Annotated in this window: 14 protein-coding genes; 7 read left to right on the top strand and 7 right to left on the bottom strand. The window is 34.3% G+C overall.

All coding sequences use genetic code 11. The features are described 5' to 3' along the window. Positions 1 to 64: 64 nt before the first annotated feature. The 5 genes from lpdA to J5Y03_RS06050 form a co-directional block, all read right to left on the bottom strand. A complete protein-coding gene (lpdA, locus tag J5Y03_RS06070) occupies positions 65 to 1,477 on the bottom strand; it encodes a dihydrolipoyl dehydrogenase (protein ID WP_209403590.1) in 1,413 nt (470 codons plus the stop codon). Positions 1,478 to 1,480: 3 nt separating this feature from the next. Continuing rightward, positions 1,481 to 2,764: a dihydrolipoamide acetyltransferase family protein gene (locus J5Y03_RS06065; protein ID WP_209403588.1), complete on the bottom strand. Its 1,284-nt coding sequence runs from the start codon at positions 2,762 to 2,764 to the stop codon at positions 1,481 to 1,483. Positions 2,765 to 2,873: 109 nt separating this feature from the next. Next, on the bottom strand, positions 2,874 to 3,851 hold the full coding sequence (locus J5Y03_RS06060; protein WP_209403586.1) for an alpha-ketoacid dehydrogenase subunit beta: 978 nt from the start codon (positions 3,849 to 3,851) through the stop codon (positions 2,874 to 2,876). A gap of 3 nt (positions 3,852 to 3,854) precedes the next feature. Continuing rightward, a complete protein-coding gene (pdhA, locus tag J5Y03_RS06055; RefSeq protein WP_245208794.1) occupies positions 3,855 to 4,934 on the bottom strand; it encodes a pyruvate dehydrogenase (acetyl-transferring) E1 component subunit alpha in 1,080 nt (359 codons plus the stop codon). A gap of 733 nt (positions 4,935 to 5,667) precedes the next feature. Then, entirely contained in the window at positions 5,668 to 6,276 is a 609-nt protein-coding gene (locus J5Y03_RS06050) for a YkyA family protein (RefSeq protein ID WP_209403584.1), read from the bottom strand. Between the two features lie 169 nt (positions 6,277 to 6,445). On the opposite strand from J5Y03_RS06050, the gene J5Y03_RS06045 reads away from it, so the two are divergent. The 5 genes from J5Y03_RS06045 to J5Y03_RS06025 all read left to right on the top strand — a co-directional run bounded on the left by J5Y03_RS06045 (position 6,446) and on the right by J5Y03_RS06025 (position 10,201). Continuing rightward, the gene (locus J5Y03_RS06045; RefSeq protein WP_209403582.1) at positions 6,446 to 6,586 is read left to right on the top strand and encodes a YjcZ family sporulation protein; all 141 of its coding nucleotides are present in this window, start codon (positions 6,446 to 6,448) and stop codon (positions 6,584 to 6,586) included. A gap of 158 nt (positions 6,587 to 6,744) precedes the next feature. Beyond that, positions 6,745 to 7,299 (top strand): peptide deformylase, encoded by a 555-nt coding sequence (def, locus tag J5Y03_RS06040; RefSeq protein ID WP_209403580.1) that lies wholly within the window; start codon positions 6,745 to 6,747, stop codon positions 7,297 to 7,299. A gap of 497 nt (positions 7,300 to 7,796) precedes the next feature. Beyond that, entirely contained in the window at positions 7,797 to 8,024 is a 228-nt protein-coding gene (locus tag J5Y03_RS06035; RefSeq protein ID WP_209403578.1) for a FeoA family protein, read from the top strand. After that, positions 8,021 to 10,033 (top strand): ferrous iron transport protein B, encoded by a 2,013-nt coding sequence (feoB, locus tag J5Y03_RS06030; RefSeq protein ID WP_209403576.1) that lies wholly within the window; start codon positions 8,021 to 8,023, stop codon positions 10,031 to 10,033. The genes J5Y03_RS06035 and feoB overlap by 4 nt, the downstream gene beginning before the upstream one ends. 12 nt (positions 10,034 to 10,045) lie before the next feature. After that, a complete protein-coding gene (locus J5Y03_RS06025; protein WP_209403574.1) occupies positions 10,046 to 10,201 on the top strand; it encodes a FeoB-associated Cys-rich membrane protein in 156 nt (51 codons plus the stop codon). A 440-nt stretch (positions 10,202 to 10,641) separates the two neighbouring features. On the opposite strand, the gene J5Y03_RS06020 is transcribed toward J5Y03_RS06025, so the two are convergent. Both J5Y03_RS06020 and J5Y03_RS06015 read right to left on the bottom strand, forming a co-directional pair. Continuing rightward, a complete protein-coding gene (locus J5Y03_RS06020) occupies positions 10,642 to 11,415 on the bottom strand; it encodes a Cof-type HAD-IIB family hydrolase (RefSeq protein ID WP_209403572.1) in 774 nt (257 codons plus the stop codon). A gap of 14 nt (positions 11,416 to 11,429) precedes the next feature. Next, positions 11,430 to 12,335 carry a DMT family transporter gene (locus tag J5Y03_RS06015; protein WP_209403570.1) on the bottom strand — a complete coding sequence of 302 codons (906 nt, stop codon included), beginning with the start codon at positions 12,333 to 12,335 and terminating at the stop codon, positions 11,430 to 11,432. A 358-nt stretch (positions 12,336 to 12,693) separates the two neighbouring features. On the opposite strand from J5Y03_RS06015, the gene J5Y03_RS06010 reads away from it, so the two are divergent. Together J5Y03_RS06010 and rnjA are read left to right on the top strand one after the other, a co-directional pair. Next, positions 12,694 to 12,906: a DNA-dependent RNA polymerase subunit epsilon gene (locus tag J5Y03_RS06010; RefSeq protein WP_209403568.1), complete on the top strand. Its 213-nt coding sequence runs from the start codon at positions 12,694 to 12,696 to the stop codon at positions 12,904 to 12,906. A gap of 3 nt (positions 12,907 to 12,909) precedes the next feature. Next, entirely contained in the window at positions 12,910 to 14,577 is a 1,668-nt protein-coding gene (rnjA, locus tag J5Y03_RS06005) for a ribonuclease J1 (RefSeq protein ID WP_209403566.1), read from the top strand. Positions 14,578 to 14,608 lie beyond the last annotated feature (31 nt).

Here is a 14,608-nt window from a genome sequence, read left to right as displayed (position 1 = left end):
ACCACACTTCATTTGGTATTTGCTCCAACGCCTTTCGGAGGTAATCAAGTCGCTTACGTTTTTATTATTTCACCATATGGATTGGGTGACCCATTGAAAGCTCAGCAGCTTCCATTGAAATTTCACCTAAAGTAGGATGAGCATGGATTGTTGATGCGATGTCTTCAACTGACATACATGCTTCAATTGCAAGTCCTAACTCAGAAATGATATCAGAAGCATTTGCACCTACGATCTGTGCACCAATTAATACTCCGTCTTCTTTACGAGAGATTAATTGAACAAATCCTTCTGTACTATTTAGAGATAATGCACGACCATTACCAGCGTATGGGAATTTCGCTACATCAACTTTAATTCCTTCAGCATCAGCTTGTTGTTTTGTGTATCCAACAGTTGCTAATTCTGGATCTGTGAAACATACTGCAGGAATTGCTAAATATTCAATTTGTGATGGTTCTCCGCTGATTGCTTCAGCAGCTACTTTTCCTTCATAAGAAGCTTTGTGAGCTAATGGAGGACCCGCAACAACATCACCAATTGCATAAATGTTTGAAACTGTAGTACGGCTTTGTTTGTCAGTAGTGATAATACCACGTTCGTTAATTTCAACGCCGATATTTTCTAAACCAAGGTCACGTGAATTTGGGAAACGACCAACAGTTACTAATACGTAATCTGCAGCTACTTCTTTCATTTCACCTTTTACTTCAAATTTAACTGTTACGCCATCAGCAGTTTCTTCAACACCTTTACCGAATGCGTTAGTAAAGATTTCAACATTACCTTTTTTCTGTAAGCCACGTTTTACAACTGTGCTCATTGCTTTCTCAAAGCCATTTAAGATTTCATCGCCTGCTTCAAGAATTGTAACTTCTGTTCCGAAGTTAGCATATGCAGTACCAAGTTCCATACCGATATAACCGCCACCGATAACAACAATTTTCTTTGGTACTTCAGGTAAGCTTAATGCACCAGTTGAGTTGATTACACGTTTGCTCCATTTAAATCCAGGAATTTCAATTGGAGTTGAACCTGTAGCAATGATTGCATTATTAAAAGTATAAGTTTGAGCAGAATCTTCACCGATTACACGTAAAGAATTTTTATCATTAAAGTATGCTTCACCTTTAATAACTTCTACTTTATTACCTTTTAATAAACCAGCAACACCGCCAGTTAATTTTTTAACAACGCCGTTCTTCCACTCTTGAACTTTTGTAAAGTCAACTTTTACATTCTCAGCAGTAATACCCATATCTTCAGAATGAAGAGCAGTTTCGTAACGATGTCCAGCAGAGATTAATGCTTTTGAAGGGATACATCCAACATTTAAACATACTCCACCTAAATTGCCTTTTTCAATTACTGCTACTTTTTGTCCAAGTTGTGCTGCACGAATTGCTGCAACATATCCACCTGGGCCAGCACCAATAACGACTGTATCTAGTTCAATTGGAAAATCTCCTACTACCATTTCTTACGCCTCCATTAACATTAATTCTGGGTCATTTAATAAACGTTTAATATGGTTTAATGCATTTTGAGCAGTTGCACCATCGATCATACGGTGATCAAAGCTTAATGATAAAGCTAATACTGGAGCTACTACGATTTCACCATTTACAACGATTGCTTTTTCTGCAATACGGCCAATACCTAAAATAGCTACTTCAGGATGGTTGATTACTGGAGTAAACCATTGTCCACCAGCTGAACCGATGTTACTAATTGTACATGAAGCACCTTTCATTTCAGCAGCAGATAATTTACCTTCACGTGCTTTTCCACCTAATTCATTAATTTCAGCAGAAATTGAGAAGATTGATTTACGATCAGCATCTTTCACTACTGGTACTAATAAACCTTTTTCAGTATCAGCAGCGATACCAATATTGTAGTAATGTTTATGAATAATTTCTGATGTTGCATCATCAATTGAAGTATTTAATGCTGGGAATTTAGCTAAAGCTGAAGTTAAAGCTTTAACTACGTAAGGTAAGAAAGTTAATTTAATACCTTGGCTAGCTGCAACTTCTTTGAATTTCTTACGACTAGCAACAAGTTTAGTTACATCTACTTCGTCCATTAATGTAACGTGAGGAGCTGTATGTTTAGAGTTAACCATTGCTTTTGCAATTGCTTTACGAATACCACTCATTTTTTCACGAGTTTCTGGGTATTGACCTTCAGGAATTGCTACTGCTTTAGCTTCTTCTTTAACTGGAGCAGCTTCTTGTGCTACAGCTTCAGTAGCTACTGGAGCTGCTACCGCACCACCTGATACGAATGCGTCAACATCAGCTTTTGTGATACGGCCATTTTTACCTGAGCCAGCTACAGCTTGTAGATCTACACCTTTTACGCGTGCATATTTACGAACTGATGGCATTGCAATGATATTTTTATTTGAAGCTGATTCTGCCGCAGGTGCTGCTGCTTCAGCTACTACTTCAACTTTTTCTTCTGCTGCTGGAGCTTCTTCAGCGTGTTGTCCTTTGAAGCTTAAGTTTTCATAACCAGGTGCATCAAAACGTACAAGTACGTCTCCAACTACTGCTACAGTTCCTTCACTTACTAATACTTCTAATACTTTACCTTTTACAGGAGAAGGAATTTCTACAACAGATTTATCATTTTGTACTTCACAAATGATATCATCTTCATTTACTTCTTTACCTGGTTCAATAAACCATTTTACAATTTCACCTTCGTGAATACCTTCACCGATGTCAGGTAATCTAAATTCAAAAAGACTAGCCATTATTTCGACCTCCGAACAATATATTGTGTATTCTATCACTATTAATAAAGGAAGAAAGGTATCGATGACATCATCAAATACCTTTCAAATTTACCTTTTCATCCAAAAATTAGAAGTTTAAAACTTTTTGAATACCTTCAACAACATCTTTATGGTTTGGTAACCAAACAGTTTCAGCTTCTGAGAATGGAAACACTGTATCAGCTGCAGCAACACGTACTACAGGTGCTTCTAAAGAAAGGATACAACGATCATTAATTTCAGCTACTATATTAGCAGCAATACCAGCTTGTTTTTGTGCTTCTTGAACAACAACTGCACGACCTGTTTTTTCAACAGATTTTACGATTGCGTCAATATCAAGAGGATGTATAGTACGTAAGTCTACTACTTCTACTGATACGCCTTCTTTTTCTAATTCTTCAGCAGCTTTTAAAGATGCATGAACCATAGCACCATAAGCAAATACTGAAACATCTTTACCTTCACGTTTTACATCCGCTTTACCTAATTCGATTGTGTAATCTCCTTCAGGTACTTCTTCACGGAATGAACGGTATAATTTCATATGTTCTAAGTAAACAACTGGATCGTTATCTCTGATTGATGCAATTAATAGACCTTTTGCATCTTTTGGTGTTGAAGGGATAACAACTTTTAAACCAGGAGTTTGAGCCATTAATCCTTCTAAGCTATCTGCGTGCATTTCTGGAGTATGAACGCCTCCACCAAATGGTGAACGGAATGTAATTGGTGCGTTCATAGTACCACCAGAACGATGACGTAAACGAGTAGCTTGACCAGCAACTGAGTCCATAATTTCGAATAAGAATCCGAAGAATTGAATTTCTGGTACTGGACGGAATCCTTGTAAACCAAGTCCAATCGCTAATCCACCGATTCCAGATTCAGCTAATGGTGTATCAAATACACGTTGTTCGCCAAATTCTGCTTGTAAACCTTCAGTTGCACGGAATACACCACCGTTAACTCCAACGTCTTCCCCAAATACTAATACGTTTGGATCGTTTTTCATTTCAACGCGTAATGCATCTGTGATGGCTTGAATCATTGTCATTTGCGCCATGACTTACTTCGACTCCTTTTCATTGTAGATTGCAGCTTGCTCTTCTAAATTGAAAGTTTTTGTTTCAAAAGTATTTTCAATTAAGTCAGTAACCTTTTGTTTTGGTGTTTGGTCAGCAAGTTTAATTGCTTCTTTAATTGCTTCTTTTGCTTCTTCAATTACTTTTGTTTCTTCTTCTTCAGTCCATAGACCTTTTTTCTCTAAGAATTTACGGAAACGAACGATAGGATCTTTTGCTTCCCATTCATTTTCAGTTTCTTTTGTACGGTAACGAGTTGGGTCATCACCAGCCATTGTATGTGGTCCATAACGGAAAGTAAGAGTTTCAATTAATGTTGGGCCATCTCCGTTTAATGCACGTTTACGAGCTTCAGAAGTTGCTGCATAAACTGCAAGTGGATCCATACCATCAACTTGAATACCTGCAATACCAACTGCAACTGCTTTTTGAGCAATTGTACGAGCTTTTGATTGCTTAGATACTGGAGTTGAAATTGCGTAACGGTTGTTTTGTACAATAAAGATTGCAGGAGCATTGTAAGCACCAGCAAAGTTCATTCCTTCGTAGAAGTCACCTTGTGAAGCTCCACCGTCACCTGTATATGTAAGAGCAACAGCGTTTTTGCCTCTTAATTTTAAGCCTAATGCTACACCAGCAGTTTGAACAATTTGTGCACCAATGATAATTTGAGGCATCATTGCATTTAAACCTTCTGGATATTGGCTTCCTACAAAATGTCCTCTAGACCATAAAAACGCTTTATATAATGGAAGACCGTGCCAAATTAATTGTGGAACATCACGGTATCCAGGTAAGATAAAGTCTTCGTTCTCTAATGCAAAATGACTTGCTAATTGAGAAGCTTCTTGACCAGCTGTAGGCGCATAGAAACCTAAACGACCTTGTCTGTTTAAAGAAATTGAACGTTGATCAAGAACACGTGTCCAAACCATACGAGTCATTAATTCTTTTAATTGCTCATCAGTTAATTCAGGCATTGCAGCTTCGTTAACGATTTCGCCTTCTTCATTTAAGATTTGAAGAGTTTCCACACTATTACCAACTTGTAACATGTGATCCATTAATTCAGAAACAGTTTGCTTGTTCGTCATCTCTGTTATTTCCTTTCCTTTTGCTTTCTTTGTAGTAGCAACCACTTAATCCACACCCTTCTACATCATGGGAATTTAACTATCAAATGAGAATTCTATTTCTAGAACAGCCTATTTTTACATAATAATTTGTGAATATTTTCGAAAAATTTACAACTGCTATAGAAACTGTACTTGTTAACTATATGTAATTCATTGATACAACACTGAATACAAATACAGTTTAACTCACCTTTAGAAAGTCGTCAAATGTTTTGATATTAATTTTTTCACAATAAAAATGTAGTTTACAGATAAGATTTTTTTCAATCTGTACCATTCATCTGAATATAAACTGTTATACAATAGAACCTACCTCACAAAAAATATATTGAAATAATAAATAAACAATCGGTGAATGGTGATTTCCTCTGTACTACAACGCTTTTCCTTAAAAAAAATATAATTGAAAAATATTTTTAAATTTTATCTTTTAGGTAAATGAACAAAAGTGAATACTACATCTACATTTATTTCCTACTGCTAAGTTGTTATACTATAAATATTTTTCAGCTTTCGATTTATCCCGCATAAACAGGCCTAAGACCCCAACCTTAAGATTGAGAGTGAGACAAATAAGATAGATGAGGGATAACAGCCCGTAAAAGCCCGATTGGTCGGGCTAACCATCAGTGGGTGATGCAGCCCCCCACTGATGGAAGTTTCACTTTATTGAATCTGTATATTTGTTATATTCATTATTTAAATGGATTACCTTTTTATATATTGTGTTTGTTTTACTTGTATATTTCTTTACCTTATTACTTCCTATTTTTTCTTTTGAAAGCTCTTTATAGAGTTGCCTTTCGTTTTTTATAGCTTGCAGAAATAAGGTATTTAACTCATCATAGATTTTAATTCTCTTTTTCCTCGATAAAATCAATGAATCAACTTTCTTTTTTAATCCTTTATCTCTTGTACGAATATTTAGATTGACCAGTTCATATATAACTAAGTCAGAACGGTGAAGGTGGTTGCTTTCAATTTTTAGTTTTTCTTTTCTAGCATTTAATAATTCGATTGCACGTTTTGCAGTTTTTATTCTTTTAAAAGCTTGTTTCTCCTTAAATGAAATTATCCTTTCATATTCTTCCAATTCTTTCATTTCTAATTCTTGAATTGCTTCATTTTCACTTTCAAACAATTTTTCTATTTTTGCTAGCTCTTTCAATTTAGAATTTATCAAATTCCGCTGACTATACCCTGTCTGGCAACCAACTAAATTTATTCCAAAAATGAGAAGAAAAAAATAAACTGCCTTCGGTTTATTCATTGTCTCAACTATATTTTCCTTGTTAATTTAATCATGCATCAATTAATATTTTTTATACATTTAACTTGGAATATAAAATCAGTTGAGCAAAAACCCACACCTTCTCATGATTAAAACATACATTGTATTAACCGCTTAAGCGGAAAATCAATTTAGGAGGTTACACTTCATGTTCGGATACGGTGGTTTTGGTGGCTGCGGTTATGGTGGCTACGGTTATGGCGGCGGCGGTTTCGGCGGAGGATCTTTCGCTTTAATTGTAGTATTATTCATTTTATTAATCATTGTTGGAACTGCTTTTTGTATTTAACACCTGACAGATTTAATACTGACAGTAATCTAAAGAACTATTGGAGTGGGTATTCCTACTCCTTTTCTCGTCTATTTTTACTTACGATTACCTATAATACTGACATCTGATTTTTCATTTGATAAACTACATACATAGATATAAAGGAGTGAATGCATATGATTACAATGAAGGATATTATCCGTGAAGGAGATCCTCGCTTAAAAGAAGTAAGTAAAGAAATTTCATTAACACCAAACGAAGAGGATATAGAATTAGCAAAATCATTACTTGAGTATGTTATGAATAGTCAAGATCCTGTTATTTCAGAACAGTTTGGCTTACGCTCAGGTATCGGATTAGCTGCTCCACAAATTGGTGTGCTAAAACGTGCTATAGCTGTACATGTTACTGATAGCCAAGATAATTTATATAGTTATGCCATGCTCAACCCAAAAATCATAAGTCATTCTGTTGAACAAACTTATTTATCTTACGGAGAAGGATGTCTTTCTGTAGATCGTGAAGTTTCAGGATATGTCCCAAGGTATAGCCGTATTACTGTAAAAGGAAACGATGTAAATTTAGGTGAAGTTACAATTAGATTAAAAGGCTTACCAGCAATTGTTTTCCAACATGAAATTGACCATCTAAATGGAATTATGTTCTTTGATCATATTGACAAAAAAGATCCATTTAAAGTACCTGATGGAGTAAAACCTTTAGAACGTTAAAAACCTATGAGCTCGTTAAAAACAGTATCAACTGCAAATTATTGCAATTGATACTGTTTTTTTGCCTTTCACAATAAACAACGGAAGTAAAAACCAACTCCCTTTTGTTTTTTGCTCCAACGTCTTTCGGAGATAATCGGGTTGCCTCCGCTTTTCTATGTCTAGTTTCGAAGACTAGCTCCTCGGTCATTTCACAATATCCAATTGAAGTGAAAATCCGCACTTCCCTTGGGTATTGCTCCAATGCCTGCCTGAGCTAAACAAGTCTTCTACACTTTTCTATCTGTCTAGCTCCTGCAACCATCTCCTCGGCCGTTTCACAAAAAAACAACGGAAGTAAAAACCAACTCCCTTTTGTTTTTTTGCTCCAACGTCTTTCGGAGATAATCGGGTTGCCTCCGCTTTTCTATGTCAAATTATTTATTTACTATTTTATTAATTGAAAATATAATAGAGATAATGATAATTATTTTCAATTGGAATTTGGGGGAAGTATTATGCAACTATCGAAGGTCTCAGTAGGTTCTAAAGTTTTAATAACAGACTTATCCTCAACAAATACATTGATTCAAAAAAGATTAATGGATTTTGGTATAGATGAAGGTTCAGAAATTTGCCTGTTACAAAAGCTTCCTTTTCAAGGACCATGTATGATTGAGTGTGCAGGTCAATGTATTAGTTTAAGGCAAAAAGAAGCTTGTCAAATAGGTGTGAAACAATTATGAATAAATTAGAAATTGGTCTTATTGGAAATCCAAATACAGGGAAAACTTCATTATTTAACTCATTAACAGGTACATACAATTATGTAGGTAACTGGAGTGGAGTTACTGTTGAAAAAAAAGTTGGTACCTTAAAAGAGATAAATGGTGATTTGATTGATTTACCTGGTGTCTATTCATTAAATCCACTTACCAAAGATGAACAAGTGGCAACTAATTATTTCTTAAATGAAAACTTTGATTCAGTTATTAATATTATTGATGCCTCTCAACTTGAAAGAAATCTACATTTAACTTTACAAATTGCTGAATATGGAAAACCATTTATGATTGGCTTAAATATGATTGATGTTGCTTTGCGAAGTGGAATGAAAATAGATGTTGAGAAGTTATCAAGCAAGCTAGGAGTTCCAATTATTCCCCTAGTTGCAAGAACAGGTAAGGGAATTACAGACTTACTTTCTATCCTTAAGAATAATGAAGTAAAAAATCCTAATACACAACTTGTTACATTCGATGACGAAATCGAACAGATTATTACAGATATTATGGTAATACTTCCTAAAAACCTACCTGGAAATGCTAGATGGTATGCAATTCAAATTCTAGAAGAAAACGAACCAGTTCTAAACTACCTTAATGAACTTGTTCCAATTTCTTCATTTGAAAAACACATCAATCAAGCTATTACATTTGTAAAAGAACATTCAAGTGCTAAATCTTTTAAACAATATGCTCATCAGTCAAGACGTAAAGCGATTTTACACTTAATTGATGATTGTGTCATAAAAGAAAACACTCGTAACATCTCTCTTTCATCAAAAATAGATAAAATTGTAACTCATAAAGTATTAGGAATCCCCATTTTCTTATTCCTAATGTTTATTATGTTTAAGTTTACTTTTGATTGGATTGGGACTCCACTTTCTGATACGTTAGATAGCTTCATTTCTGGTCCTGTTACAGATTTTGCTACTAGATTATTACAAGATATAGGAGCTTCTGACTTTATAAAAGCAGTTATTTTAAACGGTATTATTGCAGGTGTTGGTGGTGTACTTGTATTTGTCCCACAGATCTTCATTTTATTCTTCTTCATTTCATTACTCGAAGATTCAGGATACATGGCAAGGGTCGCGACGGTCATGGATGTACTTATGGAAAAGGTCGGATTAAATGGTAAAGCATTTATTCCAATGATTATTGGTTTAGGTTGTAATGTGCCGGGCATCATGGCAGCAAGAACGATCGAGCAACCACGTGAGCGTCTTTTAACAATTATACTTACACCTTTGATGTCATGTTCAGCACGTCTAAGTGTATATAGTTTGTTCGTTGCAGCATTTTTTAAAGAAAATCAAGCTATCGTTGTTTTTTCACTGTACTTATTAGGCATTATAACTGCACTTCTTTTAGCAGTTATTTTTTCAAAAACAATTTTTAAAAAAGAGCAGTCTTATTTTATTATGGAACTTCCTCCATATCGTAAGCCACAATGGATTTCTTTATTCAGAAGTACTTGGGATAAAGGAAAAGGATTTGTTAAAAAAGCAGGAACATTTATTTTTGGTGGTTCTGTTGCAATTTGGTTCCTTTCTTATACGGGTCCTGGAGGTTTTAATGTACCTCTTGACCATAGTTATTTAGCAAAAATCGGTGGATTTATTGCTCCTATATTTGAGCCAATTGGTTTTGGGACATGGCAAGCTGGCGCATCTTTAATAACAGGTTTCTTAGCCAAAGAAGTAGTTGTATCAACAATGAATATTATTTACCATGCACCAAATATGGCTTCATTAACACATGTAATTGGCGGGGCATTCACTCCATTAAGTGCTTATAGTTTCTTAGTTTTCATTCTTTTATATATCCCATGTTTAGCAACCGTTGCAGTAATAAAAAAAGAGAGCGGCTCTACTAAATGGACGATATTCTCTATGATCTACTCTTTTGTAATTGCCTATATACTTAGTGCTTTAATTTATGGAATCGGAACCTTACTTGGATATTAGGAGGTTGTAAATATGTTGGTCAATATTCTATTAGGAGTAGCCATCTTTGGTTATGCAGGCTTTGCCCTATTTAATGCAATTCGTAAAAGTAAAAAAGGAAAATGCGCTGCATGTAGTATTAAAAATAGCTGTTCTTCAAACTGTAGTGTTATACCAAATCAAAAATAATAAAAAAGAGTTTGTTTCGGGTGTGAGACAAACTCTTTTTTATATAGCTATTTCGTAAACTTTGATGCTATTTTAGAATGCGTTAGTTGATTACAACTCCAGGATGCTCCCTTTCCTTGGGGCGTGAGTTGAGCCTCCTCGTCGCTATCGCTCCTGCGGGGTCTCAGCCTTCCCGCTATTCCCACAGGAGTCTCGCACCTTCCATTGAAATCAACTTCTGTCTTAAAAATTAAAAATCTCAAAAGCAACAATCTTTTTGAATAGAGACATTCATGTTAATTAAATTTACACCATGGCCTATGAAAATAAGGAATTCCCCATATAATGTAACCTAAAAAAAGAGTTTGTTTTCAACCTACGAAACAAACTCTTTTTTTATAGATTATTTAAATGTTAGAGCTTATAAAAATAGAAAACTACCTAGGAACCAATTACTATTTTTAGATCAATCCAGCCCATTTTAATCCGTTTAAAATACCATCTTCTTCACAACTTGTTGTTATATGATTTGCAATAGATTTTAATGGTTCTACTGCATTTCCCATTGCGATTCCTGTACCAACCGCTTGGATCATCTCTAAATCATTCAGACCATCACCAAAAGCATAAACATCTTCAATATTTGTTCCTAAATGTTTAGCGAATTCAATGATTCCGGTAGCCTTCGATCCTCCAGTTGGTAAAACATCCATTGAAAGGTCATGCCATCGAATATAATAAAATTGATCAAAACCACCAATCATCTCGTGTTCTTTACCATCCTCACAAAACAATAGCGCTTGATATATATCACGATCTTTATAAAACTCACTATCAACTTCAGGATGCTCCATTTTTAATGAATTCATTGCCTCTGTAATATAAGGGTGTTTTTCACTAGATGCTTTCATTGTTTGCTCATTTAAGAAAATAAGAGGCAGATTTAAAGTTTCAGCTTTTTTTACAAAATCCGAAAGGTGTTTTGAATCTAACGGATTTTTGTGTATTGCTTGTCCTTCATATTCGACATATTGTCCATTTAAACTGATAAAGTTTTTTATATTTAATTCTTCACGAATATCTTTAAACATAAATGGTGCTCGACCTGTGGCAATCGCTACATGAACGTCTTTTTTTTGAAGCTCTTGGATTGCTTTTTTTGTACTATCTGGAATTTCTTTTTGATGATTAAGGATTGTACCATCAATATCAAAAAAAACAATTGGTTTACTCATTTAAAACTCTCCTTCTAGGATGCTGTTGTTCTTTTAGTTGATTCGATTGACTTCCGCTTCATGGCAGTTACAAATACTCCCAATAATACAAATATCAAACCAACAACCATTCTTGTAGTAATGGGTTCTTTTAAGAATAATAATCCCCATATAGAGGCAAAAATAGGAACGATATATGTTACCATCGTTGCAAACTCTGCACTCCCCTCTTTAACCATATAATAAAATAGGAGATATGCCAACCCAGAAGCCATAGCACCTAATGCGATAATATTTACCAATACATCACTGTTCGTAAAAGGAGATAAATTAAACTGACCACTTATCATACAACCTATGAACCCATATATACTAGAAAAACCAAGCGTTAAAAATGAAATAACCATCACTTCTAAATGTTGTAAATATTTCTTAGTTAACAAAGATCCTACGCCATAACTAAGAGTTACCGCAATCATTAATAATGAATAGTATATATTACCGGATAAAAGCATTGAGACGTTTATCTTCATCATAATACCTAACCCAACCATTCCAATTAGTAATCCGATCCACTGCTGTCTTTTAATCGTTTGTTGAAAAACGAAATACCCAATGATCAATGTCGCCATAGGTGTAAAGGCATTTAGTATGGCAGCTTCGTTACTTTGAATATGTTCTTCGCTTATTGAGATTAATACCCACGGTAAGGCATGATTAAATAATGATGCAATCATAATAATAAATAATTCTCGTTTACTACTAATTTTTACTTTTACTTTTAAACACATCATAATGATAAAAATTGTAATTGCCCCAAGTAAACAACGATAAAAAACGATTCCGAATGGACCTAAATCATGAACTAACAATTTAATAAATAAAAAGGATGTACTCCATATTAATCCAAGAAGTGCTAATGCACCATATAACTTTCCCAACTAAAATCTTCTCCCCTCAATCTAGCTGTAATTTTTAATTCTAAAACACTTCTAAGAAAATGTATGAAAAGTATATTATGTAAAATACTATACTCATTCTAGTAATAATGAACGTGAATAATGATTTAAAAGTTTATTTTCACTACAAGGAGGTTAAACTAATGTTACGTAGAGTGAAAAAGAAACTCAAACAAACAATTAAAAATATGCTCAAAAAAAAGCAGCTTGTTTCATCTATTTTATCAATTTACACGCTAAATTTAACCTAATTTAGATAATATGTCATAAAAAGAATGAAAATGTAATAAAAATCACTTATAATATTTAGAAGATAGAGATTTGACAAGGAGAGATTAAAATGATTTTTAAAGTGTATTTTCAGGAACTTCAACAAGAAGTACCTGTACGTGAAAAAACAAAAACTGTTTATGTAGAGGCAGATAGTGAAAAAGATGTTCGTGCGAAATTACAACCTCTTCAGTATAATATTGAATTTGTTCAGCCTTTAACCGGTGCTCATCTTGAATTTGAACAACAAAGTGAAAGCTTTAAACTGTTGGAGCTTGCTTAATCTATGAAATTTTTGAAAAACGATCAAGTTGCCGTATTCGCACTAGGTGGCTTAGGGGAAATTGGAAAAAATACATATGCAGTACAATACCAAGATGAAATTATATTAATAGATGCCGGGATAAAATTCCCTGAAGATGAGCTATTAGGGATTGATTATGTAATTCCTGACTATTCTTATTTAGTACGTAATGAAGAAAAGATTAAAGGCCTTTTTATCACTCACGGACATGAAGACCACATTGGTGGTATTCCATATTTATTAAGGGAACTTAATATTCCGATTTATGGTGGAAAACTTGCACTTGCACTAATTAAAAATAAATTGGAAGAGCATGGTCTTCTTCGTAAAGCTAAATTAATAGAGATTAAAGAAGACGATATTGTTAAATTCCGAAAAACATCTGTTACTTTCTATCGTACAACTCATAGTATTCCAGATTGTTTCGGTATTGTAGTAAAAACACCTCAAGGACAAATTGTTCACACTGGTGACTTTAAATTTGATTTTACACCAGTAGGTGAAACTGCTAACCTGACAAAAATGGCTGAAATTGGAAAAGAAGGCGTATTATGCTTACTATCCGATAGTACAAACAGTGAAGTTACACATTTTACAATGTCAGAACGTAAAGTTGGCGATACAATCCATGAGATTTTCCGAAAAGTAGACGGTCGAATTATTTTTGCTACGTTTGCATCAAATATTCATCGTTTACAACAAGTTGTTGAAGCTGCTGTTTCAACTGGCCGTAAAATCGCTGTATTTGGACGCAGTATGGAAGCTAATATGGATATCGGTTATGATTTAGGTTACATTAAATGTCCAAAAGATACATTTATTGATGCCCAACAAATTAATCGATTACCAGCTAATCAGGTCGTAATTTTATGTACTGGTAGCCAAGGTGAGCCAATGGCTGCATTATCTCGAATTGCAAACGGTACACATCGTCAAATTCAAATTATACCTGGAGATACTGTTGTTTTCTCATCTTCACCAATTCCAGGAAACACAATGAGTGTAAACCGTACAATTAATATGTTGTTCCGTGCTGGAGCTGAAGTAATCCATGGCTCCCTAAATGATATTCATACTAGTGGACATGGTGGTCAAGAAGAGCAAAAGCTAATGCTTCGTCTTATTAAACCAAAGTACTTTATGCCGATTCACGGTGAATACAGAATGCAAAGAACGCATGCTAAATTAGCTATGGATTGTGGAATCCCTGAAGAAAACTGCTTTATCATGGACAATGGTGAAGTATTAGCATTGCGCTCTGACGAAGCGAATGTTGCTGGAAAAGTTCCATCAGGTAATGTATATATTGATGGAAGTGGAATTGGGGATATTGGAAACATTGTATTACGTGACCGTCGTATCTTATCTGAAGAAGGATTAGTGATCGTTGTTGTAAGCATTGATATGAAAGAATTTAAAATTTCTGCTGGACCTGATATTATTTCTCGTGGCTTTGTGTATATGCGAGAAAGCGGTGATTTAATTAATGAAGCTCAAGCATTAATTTCATCACACTTAAATAAAATCATGGAACGTAAAACATCTCAATGGTCAGAAATTAAGAATGAAATTACAGACACACTTTCACCTTTCTTATATGAAAAAACAAAACGTAGACCAATGATCCTTCCAATCATTATGGAAGTTTAATTTATGAAATCATATTAACTTTCAAAAGTTA

This window comes from Gottfriedia endophytica, assembly GCF_017814275.1.
In the GTDB taxonomy this organism is placed as follows: Bacteria; Bacillota; Bacilli; order Bacillales; family Bacillaceae_G; genus Gottfriedia; species Gottfriedia endophytica.
Note: the sequence above shows the minus strand (reverse complement) of the source record. Positions and strands in the feature narration are given on the sequence as shown.